Source organism: Cupriavidus sp. 05L411 (assembly GCF_056398045.1).
This window is the reverse complement of record NZ_JBFTOQ010000020.1, coordinates 1-17,873: the sequence shown is the minus strand read 5'-3', so window position 1 is coordinate 17,873 and position 17,873 is coordinate 1. Positions and strand designations below refer to the sequence as shown.

Annotated in this window: 14 protein-coding genes; 5 read left to right on the top strand and 9 right to left on the bottom strand. The window is 66.6% G+C overall.

Annotated elements, in window-relative coordinates; genetic code table 11:
- Positions 1 to 272 precede the first annotated feature (272 nt).
- On the top strand, positions 273 to 1,316 hold the full coding sequence (locus tag AC1DQR_RS22730) for a patatin-like phospholipase family protein (protein WP_416050746.1): 1,044 nt from the start codon (positions 273 to 275) through the stop codon (positions 1,314 to 1,316).
- Here AC1DQR_RS22730 and AC1DQR_RS22725 read toward each other — a convergent pair.
- From AC1DQR_RS22725 to AC1DQR_RS22715, 3 genes are all read right to left on the bottom strand, one after another.
- On the bottom strand, positions 1,297 to 1,944 hold the full coding sequence (locus tag AC1DQR_RS22725) for an HD domain-containing protein (protein ID WP_416050745.1): 648 nt from the start codon (positions 1,942 to 1,944) through the stop codon (positions 1,297 to 1,299). The genes AC1DQR_RS22730 and AC1DQR_RS22725 overlap by 20 nt on opposite strands.
- Positions 1,941 to 5,405: an adenylate/guanylate cyclase domain-containing protein gene (locus AC1DQR_RS22720; protein ID WP_477133844.1), complete on the bottom strand. Its 3,465-nt coding sequence runs from the start codon at positions 5,403 to 5,405 to the stop codon at positions 1,941 to 1,943. The genes AC1DQR_RS22725 and AC1DQR_RS22720 overlap by 4 nt, the downstream gene beginning before the upstream one ends.
- A 90-nt stretch (positions 5,406 to 5,495) precedes the next feature.
- The gene (locus AC1DQR_RS22715; RefSeq protein WP_174424649.1) at positions 5,496 to 6,404 is read right to left on the bottom strand and encodes a LysR family transcriptional regulator; all 909 of its coding nucleotides are present in this window, start codon (positions 6,402 to 6,404) and stop codon (positions 5,496 to 5,498) included.
- A 146-nt stretch (positions 6,405 to 6,550) separates the two neighbouring features.
- Here AC1DQR_RS22715 and AC1DQR_RS22710 point away from each other — a divergent pair, with 146 nt between their 5' ends.
- The 4 genes from AC1DQR_RS22710 to AC1DQR_RS22695 all read left to right on the top strand — a co-directional run bounded on the left by AC1DQR_RS22710 (position 6,551) and on the right by AC1DQR_RS22695 (position 10,140).
- Positions 6,551 to 7,753, top strand: coding sequence for an MFS transporter (locus AC1DQR_RS22710; RefSeq protein ID WP_416050743.1), 1,203 nt, complete (start codon positions 6,551 to 6,553; stop codon positions 7,751 to 7,753).
- Between the two features lie 58 nt (positions 7,754 to 7,811).
- The gene (locus tag AC1DQR_RS22705) at positions 7,812 to 9,131 is read left to right on the top strand and encodes an SGNH/GDSL hydrolase family protein (protein WP_477133843.1); all 1,320 of its coding nucleotides are present in this window, start codon (positions 7,812 to 7,814) and stop codon (positions 9,129 to 9,131) included.
- 81 nt (positions 9,132 to 9,212) lie between these two features.
- Positions 9,213 to 9,767 carry a cysteine hydrolase family protein gene (locus AC1DQR_RS22700; protein WP_477133842.1) on the top strand — a complete coding sequence of 185 codons (555 nt, stop codon included), beginning with the start codon at positions 9,213 to 9,215 and terminating at the stop codon, positions 9,765 to 9,767.
- 67 nt (positions 9,768 to 9,834) lie between these two features.
- Positions 9,835 to 10,140, top strand: coding sequence for an NIPSNAP family protein (locus tag AC1DQR_RS22695; RefSeq protein ID WP_416050740.1), 306 nt, complete (start codon positions 9,835 to 9,837; stop codon positions 10,138 to 10,140).
- Between the two features lie 93 nt (positions 10,141 to 10,233).
- On the opposite strand, the gene pdxR is transcribed toward AC1DQR_RS22695, so the two are convergent.
- The 6 genes from pdxR to AC1DQR_RS22665 all read right to left on the bottom strand — a co-directional run bounded on the left by pdxR (position 10,234) and on the right by AC1DQR_RS22665 (position 17,439).
- On the bottom strand, positions 10,234 to 11,748 hold the full coding sequence (pdxR, locus tag AC1DQR_RS22690) for a MocR-like pyridoxine biosynthesis transcription factor PdxR (protein WP_416050739.1): 1,515 nt from the start codon (positions 11,746 to 11,748) through the stop codon (positions 10,234 to 10,236).
- Positions 11,749 to 11,884: 136 nt separating this feature from the next.
- Positions 11,885 to 12,544 (bottom strand): SorB family sulfite dehydrogenase c-type cytochrome subunit, encoded by a 660-nt coding sequence (sorB, locus tag AC1DQR_RS22685; RefSeq protein WP_416050738.1) that lies wholly within the window; start codon positions 12,542 to 12,544, stop codon positions 11,885 to 11,887.
- Positions 12,545 to 12,555: 11 nt separating this feature from the next.
- Positions 12,556 to 13,812 (bottom strand): SorA family sulfite dehydrogenase catalytic subunit, encoded by a 1,257-nt coding sequence (sorA, locus tag AC1DQR_RS22680; RefSeq protein WP_477133841.1) that lies wholly within the window; start codon positions 13,810 to 13,812, stop codon positions 12,556 to 12,558.
- 82 nt (positions 13,813 to 13,894) lie between these two features.
- A complete protein-coding gene (locus AC1DQR_RS22675) occupies positions 13,895 to 15,346 on the bottom strand; it encodes an NAD(P)/FAD-dependent oxidoreductase (RefSeq protein ID WP_477133840.1) in 1,452 nt (483 codons plus the stop codon).
- A gap of 37 nt (positions 15,347 to 15,383) precedes the next feature.
- Positions 15,384 to 15,788, bottom strand: coding sequence for a nuclear transport factor 2 family protein (locus AC1DQR_RS22670; protein WP_416050736.1), 405 nt, complete (start codon positions 15,786 to 15,788; stop codon positions 15,384 to 15,386).
- Between the two features lie 289 nt (positions 15,789 to 16,077).
- On the bottom strand, positions 16,078 to 17,439 hold the full coding sequence (locus AC1DQR_RS22665; RefSeq protein WP_416053301.1) for an amino acid permease: 1,362 nt from the start codon (positions 17,437 to 17,439) through the stop codon (positions 16,078 to 16,080).
- Between the last annotated feature and the right edge of the window lie 434 nt (positions 17,440 to 17,873).

Genomic DNA, 17,873 nt, shown 5'->3' with positions numbered 1-17,873 from the left:
GCTTGTCCGTTCCCGACCTGAAAGCGGCGCGGCGCCAGCGTATCCGGCGCAGCAGTTCTTTCCCTCCTCCGGGAACCAAGTGCTAAGAAGCCCTAACAAAATGCGCATCAAGGTGTTAACTTCAAATATCTTTTGTTAGCCTTTGCGTTGGTTAGCCTTTGCGTTGCTTCGCGCGCAAAGGACGTGGCCAAACCAATACTTGACGACGGACCGTGGGCGYTTATCCAGCCACCGCTATCGCCGGCTTGTCAGGGATGGAAGGGGAGCATCGCATGAGTCCTGACAATGGGGAACAGAAAGGGGAACAGAAAGCTGTGGCCCTTGCATTGCAGGGCGGTGGCATGCATGGCGCGTTTACATGGGGGGTCCTCGACCGGCTGCTCGAGGACGGGCGACTCGGCATCGAGGGCGTCAGCGCGACGAGTGCGGGCGCCATGAATGCCGCCGTGCTGGCTTATGGGCTGTTGCAGGGCGGGCGCGACGGCGCGCGCCAGGCGCTGCACGACTTCTGGCGCGCTATCGCCCAATCGGCAGAAAGATACAGCCCACTGCGCTGGGTGCCGTGGATCAAGGGAACCCATACCCTGGGCCTGGACCATTCCCCGCTGTATGCAATGGCCGACATCGTTCTGCGTCTCCTGTCGCCATACCAGTTCAATCCCAACAACATGAATCCGCTGCGGGATGTGTTGGCGAAGCAGGTAGATTTCGAGGCGTTGCGCCAGCGCTGCCCCATTCATCTTTACCTGTGCGCGACCAATATCGAGACCGGAAGGATACGCATCTTTTCTGGCGAGGACCTGTGCATCGACGCGGTACTGGCGTCAGCCTGCGTGCCAACGCTGTTCCAGGCAGTGGCCATCGATGGCCAGCACTATTGGGACGGCGGCTATGTTGGCAACCCGGCAATTTTCCCGCTGATTTATCACTGCAATACCCACGATGTCGTGATCGTGCACATCAATCCGATCGTGCGCCGGGGGGTGCCGACCACGGCCGCGGACATCCTCAATCGCGTCAGCGAAGTCAGCTTTAACTCATCCCTCATCCGAGAGATGCGCGCTATCGCATTCGTGACTTCGCTGATCCAGCAAGGCAAGATCGACCGGAGCGAAATGAAGGAAATGATGATCCACTCGATCCGGTCCGATGAGACGATGGCCGCGCTGGGCGTGTCGAGCAAGTACAACGCCGACTGGGCCTTCCTTTGTTCGCTGCGTGACAAGGGAAGGACTGAGGCCGGGACGTGGCTGGAGGCGCACTATGGCCACATTGGCCAGTGTTCGACCATTGATATCAGAGGGGAATTTCTTTGAAGGAAGACGAGGCCCCGGATGCCGCCGGCTGCGCAAGCCGCCACGCCAGGTTGCGGCGTGCGCGAGCTTCATAGCGGGCATGGAACAGATCGGTCTGATAGATGCGAGGCAGATCGAGCAGGGCGCCCAGGAACGCCCGCTCGGCGCAATCATAGGCAACCTCATCCAGGTCAGGACGCTCGGCCCGTAAGTGCGCGCCGTTCTGGCGAAAGCGCGCGCGGGCACAACCCAGCACGGCAAGGTCGATGTCGGCGGTAAATTGGCCTGCCAGATCCGTGGCCATGCCGGCATGCGAGGTGCACAGGATCATCCCGGCGATGCGTTCCGTTGCGGCTATCCGGCCTCTGGCCCAGTATCGGAGCCACTCAGCGCTGCGTTGCTCATTGTCGTGCGCCCCGGGAACATAGATGACGTCGTGGCACCAGAGCGCCAGCTCGACGGCGTCAGTATCGGGAATCGCGCTGCGCGCCCAGTCCAGATCGCGCAGGCAGCGGCGAACATGGTGGAGCGTGTGATAGTGCCGTGCCGGCTCGGCATAGCAGCGGGCAAGATCCGCATAGGCCTCGACAGCCTGCGTGCCGCCTGAACGCGACCACAGTGCCAGGAAGCGGGTTTGCATCTGGGTCATTCGGGAGAAGGCACCGGGGTCGTGCCAATTTGCCGCGTCAGATCGTCCAGGAGGGTTTTGGCCTGTTGCCAGTCGGCGGTATCGGAGCCCTCGCTGACGCTGCCATGGATCGCCGCCAGCGCATCGCGCGCCGCGTTCAGCTTTCCTTGTTGGCGCCACAGGCCGGCCAGGCTCAGCGCGGCCTGCAGTTCCAGTGATCTGGCACCCTGGGCGCGGGCGACCGCGATCGCTTTCTGAAAGCATGCTTCGGCTTCATCGCTGCCGGTGGGCGGGAAGGGCGCCAGGCTTGACTGCCGGAGTATCAGTTCTCCCTTGAGGCGATACAGCGTCGCTTCGTCAAGCCGCTCTCCCGTCTCTTCTGCCAAGGCTTGCGCCTCGGCCAGCGCATCCAGTCCGGCCTGGATTTGCCCCGCCCGTCCGTAGGCATGCGCGAGCAGGGCCAGGAGATTTGGTTGTCCCAGCGCCGCGCCGGTCTCCTGATAGGCGGCCAGGCCCCGCTGTATCTGGGCTATCCCCTGCGCATGATTGCCCTGTTCGGCCAGCGCCCAGCCTAGCAGGACGGTTCCCCACGCCAGATAGATCGGAAACCCCTGCTCGCACGAGACCGCGATGGCGGCCTCGGCGTACTCGCGGGTCAGTTGCACCTCCCTGCGGCACAGGTGCACTTCAGCCGCAAAGACAAGGCAAAGTGCGAGGTTAAAGGCGTCCGGGCGCGTCCTGGCCATCGCCAGGGCCTCCTGGCTGCGCGTGCGGGCTTGATCCGGCATGCCGAGGTACCACAGGACCCAGCCCAACGTGCTCATGGCATGGACGGCCGGATCCCGCCCGTATCCCAGGAGAAAGTCATACACCGGCGGGTCCGGGCGCTGCAATGCCAGCACCTGTTCTATATGGTCGCGGGCCATGTCCAGCTTGCCAAGGCGGAACACCGTGGCGCCGATCGCGCGATGCGCCTCGGCAAGCTGCTTAGGCTTCTGCGTTTCCAGGGCGAGGCCAAGCAGCCGTTCCCCAAGGGGGTGCGCGATCTCGTATTGCGCGCGCAGCTGATAAAACGCCCACAGTCCGAGCTGAGCTGAGAACGCGTAGGGTGTTTGCCTCTCCTGCTCGCACAAGGCCAGCGCGCGCTTGTAGTTTGCCTCCACCTCCGGGGAGGCCTGACCGCGAGCAGCCATCAGGGCCGGGCCAAGGGTGAGCAGCAGCGTGAGTTCCTGGCGCGTGCGTTCGGGGTTGTCCGGCATCCGCTTGAGCAGTTCGATGGCGGTACTCAGGTGCCGGATCGCTTCAGCCTGGGCCGAACGCTGCAGGGCCTGCTGGCCGGCACAGTGGAGGTAGGCGACAGCCTTCGGGATATTGCCGCTATGGCTGTAGTGGTGCGCGAGCTCGCTGCAGTAGTCTTTCAGCCGACCATGAAAGAGGGCCTCGATGGCTTGGGCAGCACGCTCATGCAGCGCGCTGCGCCGCTCGGTAAGCAGCGAATTGCCGGCAACCTCCTGCGTCAGGGCGTGCTTGAAGGCGTACTCGATTTCCGGGAATGCGGGCCGCTCGTAAATGAAATCCGCCGCCTGCAGGTCAGCCAGAAGCGGGCGCAGCTTGTCTTCGGCCAGGCTGGTGACGTGCAGGATGAGACTCAATGGAAACTCCTTGCCGATCACGGCCAGCGTTTGCAGCAGTTCTTTCTGGGCGAGCGGGAGCCGGTCGATACGGGCCGCGAGCACGCCTTGGACGGTGGTGGGGATGTGCAGCAAGGCGGGCGCCTTCTCGATGCGGTAGCAGCCGGGCTGGCCGAGCAAGGCGGTCTCCTCGACCAGTGTCTGGACCACTTCCTCCATGAAGAACGGATTGCCTTCGGTCTTGTCCAGGATGAGTCGCTTCAGGGGCACCAGGCTGCGATCGTCACCGAGCAGCGCGGTGAGCAGTCCCTGGGCTTCGGCCGGGCCCAATGGCTGCAGACTCAGCTGGGTGTAGTTGCCTTTGGCGCCCCAGTCATGGGAATACTCCGGGCGGTAATTGATAAGCAGGATGATCCTTGCCCCCGGCACATGGTCGATCAGCAGATTGAGGAAGGCCTCGGTTTCGCTGTCCAGCCATTGCAGATCCTCGAAAATGACCTCGAGGGGCTGATTCAGGCTCTCGCGCACCAGCAGGCAAGCAATGGCGTCGAAGGTGCGCTGACGTCGGATCGACGCGTCCATGGTCGGCAGTGCCGAGCCGGGTTCGATGTTCCCGAGCAGATAGAGCAAGTAGGGCAGATGACGTTCCAGGGAACGCTCCAGCGTGAGCAGCCTGCCGGTCACCTTTTCGCGGCAGCTTCGGTCGCTGTCCTGCGCGGTGATCTGAAAGTAGTTTTTCAGGAGCTCGATCAACGGTAAATAGGCGAAGGCTTTGCCGTGCGAAACCGAGAAGGTCTCCAGCGCCAGGCAGTCTGCCTGCGATCGCGCTTTGAACTCGTGGAACAGCCGGGATTTTCCGACCCCGGCCTCGCCAACCACCGCAACGACCTGCCCCCGGCCCGCCTCGGCCAGCGCCAGCGCGTTGTGCAACTGGTCCAATTCGGCCTGGCGGCCCACAAACCTGGCCAGGCCGCGGTGCGCCGCGACTTGCAGGCGCGTGCGCATTGCCCCGAGGCCCATCACCTCATAGACCGCCAGCGCATCCCGGACGCCTTTGACATGTGTGGTGCCCAGGGCCTTGAACTCGAAATACCCCTCCGTCAGCTTATGGGTGGATTCGCTGACGAGGATGGACGCCGGCGTAGCGATACCTTCCATGCGCGAGGCGATATGGATCGTGTGCCCGACCGGATCGTAGTCCGTGTGCAAGTCATCCTTGCGAATCGAGCGCACCACGACCTCGCCCGTGTGGATGCCGATCCGGATCTGAAGCGGTATGCCTTGCTCCAGACGGACCCGGTCACTGTGCCGGCGCATCGCTTCCTGCATGCGCAGGGCTGCGTACAGGGCCCGCAGGGCATGGTCCTCGTGGGCAATGGGCGCGCCGAACAGCGCCAGGATGCCGTCGCCCAGGAACTTGGCCACGTAGCCTTCGTAGTGGTGCACGGCCTCCATCATCAGCGTCACGACGGGGTCGATGAGGCGGCGCGTTTCCTCCGGGTCGAGGTCCTGGGTCAAGGCCGTCGAGCCCGCCATATCGGCGAAGAGAGCCGTGATGGTCTTGCGTTCACCTGCCGTCCCGCCCCGGGCCTCCATTGCCGCCTGCTCAGCCAGGATGCGCTCGGCCAGATGGGGTGGCGTGTAGTGGACAGGGGCCGGGACTGATGGCCTGGAAGGCAGAGGCGATCCTGACGGGGAATCAAGGAGCGGAACGCCACAGGCGCGGCAGAACCTGGCAATGGAGGTGGCCTCCTCGCCGCACCGCGGGCACATGCGCACAAGCCGCGCCCCGCACGCCTCGCAGAAGTTGGCGCCTGCGAGGTTCGCGTAGCCGCAATTCGTGCAGCGCATATTGCCTCCTGACCGCCTTTGCCCACCCTGAATGATTAGACGCGCGATCGGCTCTTGTAGCAAGCCAGGCGTCTCGGCGGATCGGCGTCCCTAAGTCCCCATCTCCACCCGCTCCGCCAGGAAATCCAGCAGCGCCCGCACCCGCGCCGGCAAGTGGCGGCCCTGGCCCAGGTACACCGCATGCACTGCCTCCAGGTCGCCGGGGTTGAACGCTTCCAGCAGCGGCACCAGCCGCCCGGCGGCGATGTCCTCGCGGACCTGGAACACGGCCATCCTGGCCAGCCCCAGCCCGCCGACCACGATCCGCCGCAGCGCGTCGCCATTGCTGGTCATGGCATTGCCCAGCGGCGCCACCATGGTGGCTTGCCCGCCTTCGAGCATCGGCCAGCCTTCGATCGCACGCGCGTAGCCTAGCTTCAGGCAGTTGTGCCCGGCCAGGTCGGCGGGCACGCGGGGCGTGCCGCAGCGCGCCAGGTAGGCGGGCGCGCCCACCACCACCATGCGGGTCTCGCCCAGCTTGCGGGCCACCAGCTGCGAGCTCTTCAGCTCGCCGGCGCGGATCGCCACGTCGGTGCGCTCCTCCATCAGGTCGATGACCTGGTCGGTCAGCACGATATCTAGCTGGATGTCCGGATACAGCGCCAGGAATTCCGGCACCAGGGGTAGCAGAAAGTGGTCGCCAAAGGGCACGTTGGCATTGATGCGCACGCGGCCGTGGGGCACGGCGCTGGCGGCGGCACCGCGCTCGGCATCGTCCAGGTCCGCCAGCACGCGCACGGCGCGTTCATAGAAGGCACTGCCTTCCGCCGTGAGCTCGATGCGGCGCGTGGAGCGGTTGACCAGGCGCGCGCCGAGCCGGGCCTCCAGCCGCGCCACCAGCTTGCTCACGGCCGACGGCGTCATGCGCAACGCGCGCGCGGCGGCGGAGAAACCGCCCTGTTCCACCACCCGCACGAACACTTCCATCTCGCCGGAGCGGTTGACTTCGAGCCTCGACATTGTGAATTCAATTCATAAATGTTGTTCGTGTGGGCAGTCTACCGCACCAATCTCCCCGTCCTCATACTTCGCTGCATGTTGCTCCAACTTCCTGGACTTCCTGGATTGCATGTAACCCGTATCGCATACCGCTTCACATACTTCCTATGCCACTTGCTCTCTATGCCTTGACTGCCGGCGCCTTCGGCATCGGCGTCACAGAATTCATCATCATGGGCCTGCTGCTGGAGGTCGGGACCGACCTCGGCGTCTCCATCGCGGCGGCGGGCTTGCTGATTTCCGGCTATGCGCTCGGCGTGGTGGCCGGCGCACCGCTCATGACCGTGCTGACCGCCCGCTGGCCGCGCAAGACGGCGCTGCTGGGCCTGATGGTGATTTTCACCATCGGCAACGCGGCCTGCGCGCTGGCGCCGAACTACGCGTTGTTGATGGCCGCGCGGGTGCTCACCGCGCTGGCGCATGGCACGTTCTTTGGCGTGGGCTCGGTGGTTGCCACCGGGCTGGTGGCGCCGCACAAGCGCGCCTCGGCCATTGCCGTGATGTTCACCGGGCTGACGGTGGCGAGTGTGCTCGGGGTGCCCTTCGGCACCTGGCTCGGCCAGGCCTACGGCTGGCGCGCCAGCTTCTGGGCGGTGGCCGCCGTTGGCTTGCTGGCAGTGCTGGTGATCGCCCTGGCCGTGCCGGCCGAACGCGAAGCACCGCAAGCCCCCGACCTGCGCCGCGACCTGCGCGCGCTGATGCGCCGGCCGGTACTGCTGGGGCTGCTGACCACGGTGCTGGGCTATGCAGGCGTGTTTGCGGTGTTCACGTATATCGCGCCGATCCTGACGCAGATCACCGGCTTTGCCGACAGCGCCGTCTCGCCGATCCTGCTGGTCTTCGGCGTGGGCCTGGTGGCCGGCAACCTGCTTGGCGGCAAGCTGGCGGACCGCCATCTGCAGGCCACCGTGCTTGGCAGCATGCTGGCGCTGGCCGTGGTGCTCGGGCTGATGAGTTTTGTCCTGCACAGCAAGGTGCTGTCCGTGATCTTCATCGGCCTGCTGGGCGTGGCTGCCTTCGCAACCGTGGCGCCCCTGCAGATGTGGGTGCTGGAGCGTGCCAGCGGTGCAGGGCAGAGCCTGGCGTCGAGCTTCAATATCGCCGCCTTCAACCTGGGCAATGCCATTGGGGCGTGGCTGGGCGGGGTGGTCATCACCCGCGGTCCGGGGCTTGGCGCCGTGACCTGGGTGGCGGCACTGGTGCCGGTAGCAGCAGTGGCCGTGGCGCTGCTGGCCATTCGGCTCGATCGTGGGACGGGCGGCACGCAGGCATTCGGCGGCGCCACGCAGCCGTCCCAACCAGTGCATTGATTTCTTCGATCCGCACAACCTGTTTGATCGAGATGATCGAGATTGTCGAGAGCCAACCATGTCCCCGAGTCAACACTTGCAACGCCTGCTGCCCTGCGTGGCACTGACCACGCTGTCCCTGACCGCCGCCGCTGCACCCGCAGCCGGTGCTTCGCCTGGCGAGCCCATGCCAGAACATTGTGCCGCCACATCCGGCAATCTGGCCGGTGAATGGGGCGGTGAATGGGTGGCCAGCTGGAGCGCCAGCCCGCAGCCGGTCTGGGGACCGGATTTCATCTTCCCCACCAATATCCCGGAGCGCATCGCGCGGCAGACCATTCGCCAGGTCGCTCGCCTCAGCCTTGGCGGCGGCAGGGTGCGGGTGGAGTTGTCGAACGCATACGGCACCGAGCCTCTGCGCATCGGCGAAGCGCGTGTCGCGCTGGCGTCGACGGACACGCAAACCGTGCCCGGCAGCGATCGGCTGCTGCGCTTCGGCGGCCAGCCGGAGGTGACGCTTCCGCCGGGCGCGGCGGTGCTTAGCGATGCGGTCGACCTGTCCGTGGCGCCGCTGGCCAGCCTTGCTGTCAGCCTGTACCTGCCCGGCCCGTCGCGGCTCGACACATTTCATTGGGACGGGCGCCGCACCGCCTATATCGCAGAGGGCAATGCCACGGCGTCCACGCGTCTGGCAGCGCCGCTGACCACGCCGGCGCGCATCGTGCTGAGCAGTATCCTGGTCGACGCGGTGGCACCATCAAGCGCTGTGGTGGCGCTGGGCGATTCGATTACCGACGGCGCCGGCGCGACGCCGGAAACCGACCGCCGCTGGCCCGACTTCCTGGCCGAGCGCCTCGCCCCCGCCAACGTGGCGTTGCTCAACGCCGGCATCTCCGGTGCGCGCGTGCTGCGCGACAGCATGGGCGTCAACGCGCTGGCCCGCTTCGAGCGCGACGTGCTGGCCCAGCCGGGCGTAAAGACAGTGATCCTGCTGATGGGCATCAACGACATCGGCTGGCCTGGCACGCTGTTTGCGCCGGACGAACCCGCCCTGCACGCACAGGCGCTGATCGCCGGTTACCGCCAGCTGGTCGCGCGCGCCCACAGCCGTGGCGTGCGGATCGTCGGCGCAACCTTGACGCCGTTCGAGGGCGCACTGCAAGGCACGCCACTGGGCAACTACTACAACGACGACAAGGAGGCGCTGCGCCAGCAGGTCAATGCCTGGATACGCACCGGCGGCGCCTTCGACGCGGTGGTGGATTTCGACGCGCTGCTGCGCGATCCCGCGCGTCCCACACGCATGCTGCCGGCCTATGATTCGGGCGACCATCTGCACCCGGGGGATCATGGCTACCGGGCCATGGCGCAAGCCATCGATCTGAACCTGTTGCGGTAGGCCGGCGCATTCCGTTGCGGTTGCGCGGGCGCTCGCTTATGCTGGCGGCTATTCCGCCACGGGCCGCCGGCCATTCATTTGATGCAAACCGCTCTGATCGTGATTGACGTACAACGTGGCCTGTTCGACGACGCGCCACGGCCGGGCGATGCCGATGCCGTGCTCGGCCGCGTCAACAGCCTCGCGGCACGGGCGCGCGCAGCCGGCGTGCCGGTGGTGTTCGTGCAGCACGAGCAGGCTGGCGGCGCGCTGTCGTTCGGCTCGCCAGGCTGGGAGTTGGAGCGCACGCTGGTCGTAGCGGCTGACGACCACCGCGTGCGCAAGACCACGCCCGACGCCTTCCTGCATACCGAGCTCGCCGCGCTGCTGGACCGCCTCCGGGCGAAGCACCTGGTCATCTGCGGCTATGCCACCGAGTTCTGCGTGGACACCACCGTGCGCCGCGCCGCCGGGCTTGGCTATTCGATCACGCTCGCCGCCGACGCGCACACCACGCACGACAAGCCGCACGCCAGCGCCGAGCTGATCCGGCGCCACCACAACGCCACGCTGCCGGCCATCACCAGCTTCGGGCGGCCGATCCGGGCGCTGGCGTCGGAAGTCATCGGGTTTGGCGGCGGTGCGGCGGGCGGCTAAGGCAAGAGAAAGAGAAAGCGAAAGCGGCATCGTCAAAGCAAGACCAACCTGGAACAATCACCCCACTATGATCACCTGCTACCTGCGCTATATCGTCGACCCCAACAAGCTCAAGGAGTTCGAGCACTACGGCAAGCTGTGGATTCCGCTGGTCGAGAAATTCGGCGGCCAGCATCATGGCTACTTCCTGCCGTCGGAAGGCGCCAACAACGTGGCGCTGGCCTTGTTCTCCTTCCCCAGCCTTGCGCTGTACGAGGTGTATCGCAACCAGTCCTTCGACGATCCGGCGTGCCAGGCGGCGTTCCGCTACGCGCAGGAAACGCAATGCATCGTCAGCTATGAGCGTAGTTTCTTCCGGCCGGTGTTCGAGTAAGGCGGGTAGGGCGGGTAGGGCGGGTAGGGCGGGTAGGGCGGAGCAAACCAACGCATCGTGTGCGCGGCCGCGCTGTGCGCCTTCTCCGGGCCGTCACCGCGCCATCGCCTGCCCGATCAACTGCCCCAGCAGCTTCACCCCTTCCTCGATCCGCTCTTCCGCAATGGCCGTATAGCCCATGCGGAAGTGCGGCGACGGCACATCGGTAGAAAAGAACACATCCCCCGGCTCGATGATGACGCCGTGCGTGAGCGCGATCGCGGCCAGCTTGCGGGCATCGAGCCCGGGCGGGCCTTCCACCCAGAACGATGAGGCGCCGGGCGAGTTGCGCGCGCGCGCCTGCGGCAGGTGGCGCGCCAGCATGTCGCGCAGGATCTCGGCGCGGCGCTGGAAGATGGGCGCCACGCGCCGCAGCAGCGCGTCGTGGTGGCCCAGCGAGATGAACAGCGCCGTGGCGCGCTGGTTGTTGGCGGGCGGATGGCGCAGCATGAAGCGGCGCAGCGCGCGCGCCTGGCGGATCACGGCGGCGGGGGCGACGATGTAGCCGAGCCGGATGCCGGGCACGAAGGATTTGGACAGGCTGCCCACGTAGATCACGCGGCCATCGCGGTCCAGGCTTTTCAGCGCGGGGATGGGCTGGGTCAGCGCCGGGTTCTCGGTGTCGTAGTCGTCCTCGATCAGCACCACGTCGTGGCGGCGGGCTTCGAGCAGCAGCGTCTCGCGCCGTTCCAGCGGCATGGTGACCGTGGTGGGGCACTGGTAGCTGGGCGTGATGAAGGCGTAGTCGCACTGGGCCAGCGCGTCGTCGGGACACAGGCCGGACTCGTCCACCGCCAGCGGCACCACCTCGCGCGCGCGCATGCCGAAGATGTGGCGCGCATCGTTATAGCCCGGCTCTTCCAGCCCGACCCGCGCGCCTTGCATCAGCAGGTCGGCCAGCAGGTAGAGCGCGTTTTGCGCGCCCATGGTGACCATGATCTCGTCGGGGTTGGCCCACACGCCCCGGCGCGGCAGGATGTGCTTTTGCAACTGCTCGATCAGCAGTGGATCGTCACGGTCGATCAGGTCCGACGCCCAGCCCCGGATCTCCAGCACGGCCAGCGCCATGCGCGAGCATTCGCGCCAGTCGGCGGTGGGAAACAGCGCGGGGTCGAACTGGCCGTAGATGAAGGGGTAGGGATAGTTTTGCCACTCGCTGGGTTTGACGATCGCACGTTTGCCGGTCATGTCCGGCAGCCGCGCGTCCCAGTCCGGGCCGCCTTCGCCTGCGTCCTCGGGGATGGCCGTGCCAATGGCCCGGGCCTGCGCTGAGCCAGGCCTGGCGGCGCTGGGCAACTGTTCCACCACGAAGTAGCCGCGCCGCGGCTTGGTCTCCAGGAAGCGCTCCTCGACCAGTTGCTGGAAAGCCAGGATCACCGTGTTGCGGGCGATGCCCAGCGTGGCCGCCAGCTCGCGGCTGGACGGCAGGGCGCTGCCTTCCGGCAACTGCCGGGCGAGAATCGCCGACACCAGCTGCTGGCGCAACTGCGCCTGCAGGCTGACGCCGGAATCGGAGGAAAGCTGCAGCAGCCGGTTCCAGAAAGTGTTTGCCTTGCCTACGCTTGCCATGCCGCTCCCGTTGCTGTGGCCGATGCCGTGGACGCTGTTGTGGAGGTGCGCCGGGCCGTTATCGTGTGCGGCAGATTATGGTCGAAGCCGCGCGCCGGGGAAATGCGGGTTGCCCGCAGTCCGGCGCCACGGCTTCTCAGCGGCCGAGGATCCACCCCGCCAGGCTTTGCAGGTCTTCCTTGGAGAGCGCGGCATAGGCTGGCATTGGCACTTGCCCCCACTTGCCCGCGCCGCCCGCGCGGATGTTCTGCGCCACCAGCGCCGCGGCGCCCGGCTGGTTCGCGTACTTTGCCGCGACCTCCTTGAACGCGGGCCCCACCACCTTCTTGTCGACGGCGTGGCAGGCGGTGCAGCCATTGGCCGCGAGCAGGGCCTGGGGATCATGGCTGCCGGCGACCGTGGCAGGGGCGGCCGGCGCCGGCGCGCTGCCTTGCACCGCGGGCGCGGCAGCGTAGGCCGTGCGCTCCGCGCCATAGGTCTTGGTCAGGTAGTCGACCATGGCGGGAATGTCTTCATCCGCGAACGGCGCGCCGAAGGGCTTCTTCATCTTCTTGACCGTCGCCTCCCAGTAGCCGCGCGGCGACGATGGCGGTTGCGTCAGCACGTACTGCGCGGAGTGGCAGGTCATGCAGTTTTGCTGCACCAGGCGATAGCCGGGCAGGTCGCTCGGCGTGTAGCGCGCGGTCTCTGGCGGCAGCGTGATTTCCAGTGCCTGCGCGGCGCTCGCCATGCCGGCAGCGCACAGGGCAAGGGCGACTATCCCGCCGTGGCGGCGCAGGGGCTTGGCGAGTTGCATGGCGGCCTCCTTCATGCTGCCACCACGCGCGTGGTTTCCACCACGTTGCGCATATAGCCGGCGGGGTTCCATAGCGCGGTGAGCGGCTGGCTCTGGCCGATGCGGTTGCTGGCGCGCACCTTCAGTTCGTACTCGCCCTTCCTTGGCGGCGTGAACGCCGCCGTCCATTCGCGGAAGGAGTAGCGGCCCAGATCCTTGCCCAGTTGCGCCGCGCGCCAGGTGCGCCCGCCGTCCGTCGACAGGGCCACCTCGTCAACGCCATGGCCGCCGTCGAAGGCGATGCCGCGCAGCACGGTCTGGCGCCCGGCCTGCACCCTGGCGCCATCGGCCACGCTGGTGATGAAAGAGCGCACGTTGAAGCGGTTGATCGGCACCGTGCGCGCGGGGGCCGTGCCGGGCGCCACGCAGGCGCAGGGATTGTCGGGGATGCGATAGGCCGCGTTCATCCAGAACCCGTCGAACGGCTTGTCCAGCACCTGGATATCGGCCAGGTGCTTGACCCAGTAGGTGCCGTAGTAGCCCGGCACGATCAGGCGCAGCGGATAGCCGTTGAGCATGGGCAGGTCCGCGCCGTTCATGGCCCAGGCGAGCATGACCTCGCCGTCGAGCGCGTGGTCGATGGCCAGTGCCTTGACGAAGTCCGGGCTGCCTTCCAGCGGCGGGCGGTCCATGCCGTCAAAACTCACCTGCATGGCGCCGGCTTGCACGCCGGCCTTGTCCAGCAGCGCTTTCAGGGGCACGCCGGTCCAGCGCGCATTGCCCATGGCGCCGTTGCCGAGTTGCCCGCCGTTGGCGCGCGGCGAGAAAAAGCCCCGGCTGTTGCCCGAGCACTGGTTGACCGCCACCAGGTCCACCGGGGTGGCCAGGCGCTTGATCTCGTCGAGAGAGAGTTCCAGCGGGGCGTTGACCTTGCCGCCCACGCGCAGCCGGTAGGTTTGCGGATCGATGCTGGTGGGGATGCCGCTCCAGTGGTAACGCACGAAGAAGGCATCGTTGGGCGTGATCGGGCCCTCGTTGAACACGCCAAACGGGGTCTCCAGCTGCGGTGGCCGGCTGGTCAGCAGGATCAGCGGGCGCTTCTGGGGGAAGGCCACCAGTTCGCGCTCGCCGTTCTCGAACGGCATCTCGATGCGCGCATCGGCGGCGGTGGCCGCCAGCGCTTGCAGCGCCGGGTGGGTCAGCGCGGCGCCGGCGCCGAGTGCGCCGAGCGAGCGCAGCACGCGGCGGCGGCCTGGCTGCGGGGGTACGGATTGATGGCCTCGGCCCATGCCTGGCTCCTCGTCTTGAGTGGGGATAGCGGTTCTTGGGGGACCCCGCTTTTATTAACCTTCAACCTTCAACCTTCCAGGCTCAGATCACTTCATCCTTCATGTGATACCAGCGATACAGGAACCACTGCCCGAAGCGGCGGAACGGCGCGAACGCCTGCGCTTCCACCATCTCGCGCACATTCGGGAACGGCAGCGCCGAGCGGAAGATCGGCAATTCCGGCCCCGCGCTCTTGCCCGCGCTCTTGCCCGCGATCAGCGCCGCCATGCGCTTGCCCGCCTGCGCGGAATACATCACGCCGTTACCGCCGTAACCCATCGCGTAGTAGATGGTCTGGGCCGGGTCCGGCTGGAAAATGCGCGGCATCATGTCGTGGCTCACATCGACCCAGCCCCACCAAGAATAGTCGATCTGGATGCCTTCGAGCGCAGGGAACTTGCGGTGCAGGTCGGCAATGAGCTTGTCCTTGTACTTATGCTGCGGCGCATCGTTGCCGGTGATGGCGCTGCGGCTGCCGATCTGCAGGCGGCCGTCCGGCATCAGGCGGTAGTAGTGCCGCAGGATGCGGGTATCGGTGATGACCTGCGTCGTGCGGAAATTGCACGCCTCGCGCTCCGTGGGCGTCAACACGCGCGTGACGATGGAGTTCGACAGGATCGGGAACAGCCGGTTCTTGAGCTGCGCGTGCAGGCTCGGCGAGGTATAGCCGCCGGTGGCCACGCCCACCGCGCGGGCGCGCACGATGCCGCCAGGCGTCTTGAGGTAATGCACGCCGCCGCGCGTCTCCCAGCTCAGCACCGGGCTGGAAGGATGCACCTTGGCGCCCAGCGCGCGCGCGCGGCGCAGGTAGCCAAAGGCCAGCTTGCCGGCATGGATGCCGATGCCTTCGGGCTCGTGCATGGCGCCGGCGGCTTCCTTGTCGTCGACATACTCGCGCTTGACGGTGTCGGCATCCAGGATGCGCGCATCGTACTTGAACACGTCGCGCAGCACCTTGGCTTCCTTTTCCAGCGCGGGCATGACCTTGGCGCGGTGGGCGATGTAGAGGTGGCCACCGGGCTGCGGTTCGCAGTCGATGTCCTTGATCAGCCCCTTGAAGGTCTCCATGCCGTCGCACACTTCTTCATGCAGCCGCAGCGCGGTGTCCAGGCCGTAGCGCTGGATCCATTGCGAGCGCTTGAGCCGGCCCGAGGCGCATTGCGCCTGACCGCCGTTGCGCGTGCTGCAGCCCCAGCTCACGCGGTTGGCCTCCAGCACGGTCGCCTTGATGCCGTGCTCCTGCGCGAGGAAGATCGCGCAGGTCAGCCCGGTGAAGCCGGAGCCGATGATGGCCACGTCCACGTCGATATCGTGCGTGATCGGGCCATCGTCGGGCGGCGGCTCGCCGGCCGTGCCGATCCAGTAGGTGGGAGCATACTCGCGGCCCTGGCCGGGCGTGGGCGCGACCAGCGGGTCGTAGGCCGGGTCGTACGGCTTCGAAGGCGCGGTGGCGTGGCCTTCGGGCAGGATCAGTCTTGCGGCGGTGGCGTCCATGTTTGTCATCCTCAAATGCCCTCTGGCGGGGCTGGAATCAGTCGGCGGCGCTGGCGGCGGCAACGGGCGGGCGATCCTTGCGGTACGCGTTCTTTACCGCGATCTTGCCGTCGCGGAAGGTGAACACATCCACCATGCGCGCCTCGATGCGCGTGCCGTCCGCCTTGGTGCCGCGGAAGGTGGATTCGCTGACGCCGCGCTCGCCGGCGACGAAATGCTCGCCGTCAAGCCACGCTGCGTCGGGGAACGCCTGCCAGGCCAGCTGGAAGCCCTCGCGCACGGCAGCGCGGCCTTCGAAGCTGCGGCCGAACAGCTCGCTGCCGGCCACGGCATGGAACACGCAGTCCTCGGCCATGAAGCCCATCAGCGCGTCGATGTCGTGGCGGTTCCACGCGTCGCTGAAAGCTTGCAGGGTGGCTGCGGTTACCTGGGGGTTTGCCATTTGTGTCTCCTTGATGTCCTTGATGGTGCTGGTGATCCGGGCGCCGGACCTGTGCGGCTTATGACTGCAGCATAGAGAGGTGAAGCGCAATGCTGTAGGGCCAGATCCCATGAATCGTTTGGGCCAGTGCACCCCCGGAATGCCGCGCATCAGGTACACGGCCGGGCAGGCGCGGGCGTGCCGGCGCGGAGGATGGCCGCGGCGGCCTGCAAGGCGTTGGGAGGCGTTGGGAGGCAGGGGAGGCCGCGATGGCACGCATCGCGGCAAGCCGGTTCAGGCGCTGGGCGTGTCAGTCAGCCCGCCGCACCTCGCCCAGCGGCGCGGCGGCCGCGTGCTTTCGGAGCTGCTGGCGCACGGCGTACGCCAGCACCAGGATGCCAAGGCTGGCCACGCCGAGCAGCAGCGGGGTGCGCTGGTCGGGGATAAAGGCCATGGCCACGACGATCCCGACCATGCCAGCGATGGCGACCCAGGTCAGGTAGGGGAAGGCCCACATCCGCACCTTGAGCCGGTGCGGCGCCTCGCGCTCCAGGCGGGCGCGCAGGCGCAGCTGCGAGATGGCAATCAGGATGTAGACAAAGATGGCGACGGTGCCATAGGAGTTGACCAGGAAGGCAAAGACCTTGTCCGGCGATACATAGGACATCACCACCGCGCCGTAGCCGAACAGCGTGGCGAACAGGATGGCCCTGACCGGCACGCCGTTGCGGCTCAGCCTGGCCAGCCCCTTGGGCGCATCGCCGCGCTTGGTCAGCGCGAACAGCATGCGTGACGAGGCGTACAGCCCGGAGTTCAGCGCCGACAGCACGGCGGTGAGCACGACGGCGTTCATGATCTGCGCCGCGGCCGGGATGCGCATGGCATTGAGCGCGCTGACATACGGCGTGGCGATGCCGGCGGAGTTCCACGGCACCAGGCACACCACCAGCAGCACCGAGCCCACATAGAACACCAGCACCCGGGTGATGACCGAGCTGGTGGCCCTGGCCACCGCCTTTTGCGGCTCGGCGGTTTCCGCCGCGGCGATGGTCACGATCTCGGCGCCGAAGTAGAACCCCGTCGCCGCTACCGCGCCTGTCAACACCGGCATGATCCCGTTAGGCGCAAAGCCGCCATGCACGGTGAGGTGCGCCACGCTGGCGGTAGCGCCCGGCCACATGCCGAGCACGAACAGCCCGGCCAGGAACAGGAACACCACAATGGCCGCCACCTTGATCGAGGCGAACCAGAACTCGAATTCGCCAAAGGACTTCACCGAGATCAGGTTGGTGAGCGTGAGCATGACCAGCAGCACCAGGCTGATGCTCCACGCGGGAACGTCCGGGAGCCAGAACTGCACCAGGCTGGCCCCGGCCACGGCCTCCAGCGCGACCACGATCACCCAGAAATACCAGTACATCCAGCCGGTCAGGAACCCGGCCAGCTCACCCATGGCCGGGCGGTCGCTCCAGGCTTCGCGGGCGTATTCGTAGAAGGAGCCCACGGTGGGCAGCGCGCACGCCATTTCGCCCAGCATCCGCATGACGAGCACCACCAGCAAGCCGGTGATGAGAAAGGAAATGACAGCCGCCGGGCCGGCAGACTTGATGACGACGCCACTGCCGACGAAAAGGCCCGCGCCAATGACGCCGCCCAGCGCGATCATGGTCATGTGGCGCTGTTTCAGCCCGTGCTTCAGGCCGCTGGATTGCTGCTGCTGATGGTGAATCACTTTGCTTGTCTCCTGCTCTGCCCAGGGGTCACGCGCCACGGCTTATATAGTAGTTCGTAGGTCGGCGAATGGCTCGCCGCCGGGGGCCGTGGCCGCGCTCGATGACACCGGAGCGGGTTGCGCAAGGCGGCGCGTATCGCATGCGCCGCCTGCCGCCGGGTTCGGATCATCCCCGGCCCGGCATGTCCGGGCAAGGGATGGTCACGTGCTTGTCTGCTCAGCGCTCAAACGTAGTCCTTGTACTTATCGAGCATGCGCACGGGCTTGGCCAGCGCATCGCGGCGGAACGGGTCGCCGAGCTCACGGGTGCACATGATCTCGATGATGGTGGTCTTGCCGTGGTGCATCTGCAGGTCGATGGCGCGCTTGAGGAG

What these genes read in the sequence shown, in the direction of transcription:
- AC1DQR_RS22730 (WP_416050746.1), top strand. Translation starts at nt 273, where the DNA reads ATGAGTCCTGACAATGGGGAACAGAAAGGGGAACAGAAAGCTGTGGCC.
- sorA (WP_477133841.1), bottom strand. Translation starts at nt 13,812, where the DNA reads ATGGGCCGAGGCCATCAATCCGTACCCCCGCAGCCAGGCCGCCGCCGC.
- AC1DQR_RS22710 (WP_416050743.1), top strand. Translation starts at nt 6,551, where the DNA reads ATGCCACTTGCTCTCTATGCCTTGACTGCCGGCGCCTTCGGCATCGGC.
- sorB (WP_416050738.1), bottom strand. Translation starts at nt 12,544, where the DNA reads ATGCAACTCGCCAAGCCCCTGCGCCGCCACGGCGGGATAGTCGCCCTT.
- AC1DQR_RS22705 (WP_477133843.1), top strand. Translation starts at nt 7,812, where the DNA reads ATGTCCCCGAGTCAACACTTGCAACGCCTGCTGCCCTGCGTGGCACTG.
- AC1DQR_RS22670 (WP_416050736.1), bottom strand. Translation starts at nt 15,788, where the DNA reads ATGGCAAACCCCCAGGTAACCGCAGCCACCCTGCAAGCTTTCAGCGAC.
- pdxR (WP_416050739.1), bottom strand. Translation starts at nt 11,748, where the DNA reads ATGGCAAGCGTAGGCAAGGCAAACACTTTCTGGAACCGGCTGCTGCAG.
- AC1DQR_RS22715 (WP_174424649.1), bottom strand. Translation starts at nt 6,404, where the DNA reads ATGTCGAGGCTCGAAGTCAACCGCTCCGGCGAGATGGAAGTGTTCGTG.
- AC1DQR_RS22695 (WP_416050740.1), top strand. Translation starts at nt 9,835, where the DNA reads ATGATCACCTGCTACCTGCGCTATATCGTCGACCCCAACAAGCTCAAG.
- AC1DQR_RS22700 (WP_477133842.1), top strand. Translation starts at nt 9,213, where the DNA reads ATGCAAACCGCTCTGATCGTGATTGACGTACAACGTGGCCTGTTCGAC.
- AC1DQR_RS22725 (WP_416050745.1), bottom strand. Translation starts at nt 1,944, where the DNA reads ATGACCCAGATGCAAACCCGCTTCCTGGCACTGTGGTCGCGTTCAGGC.
- AC1DQR_RS22720 (WP_477133844.1), bottom strand. Translation starts at nt 5,405, where the DNA reads ATGCGCTGCACGAATTGCGGCTACGCGAACCTCGCAGGCGCCAACTTC.
- AC1DQR_RS22665 (WP_416053301.1), bottom strand. Translation starts at nt 17,439, where the DNA reads ATGACCATGATCGCGCTGGGCGGCGTCATTGGCGCGGGCCTTTTCGTC.
- AC1DQR_RS22675 (WP_477133840.1), bottom strand. Translation starts at nt 15,346, where the DNA reads ATGGACGCCACCGCCGCAAGACTGATCCTGCCCGAAGGCCACGCCACC.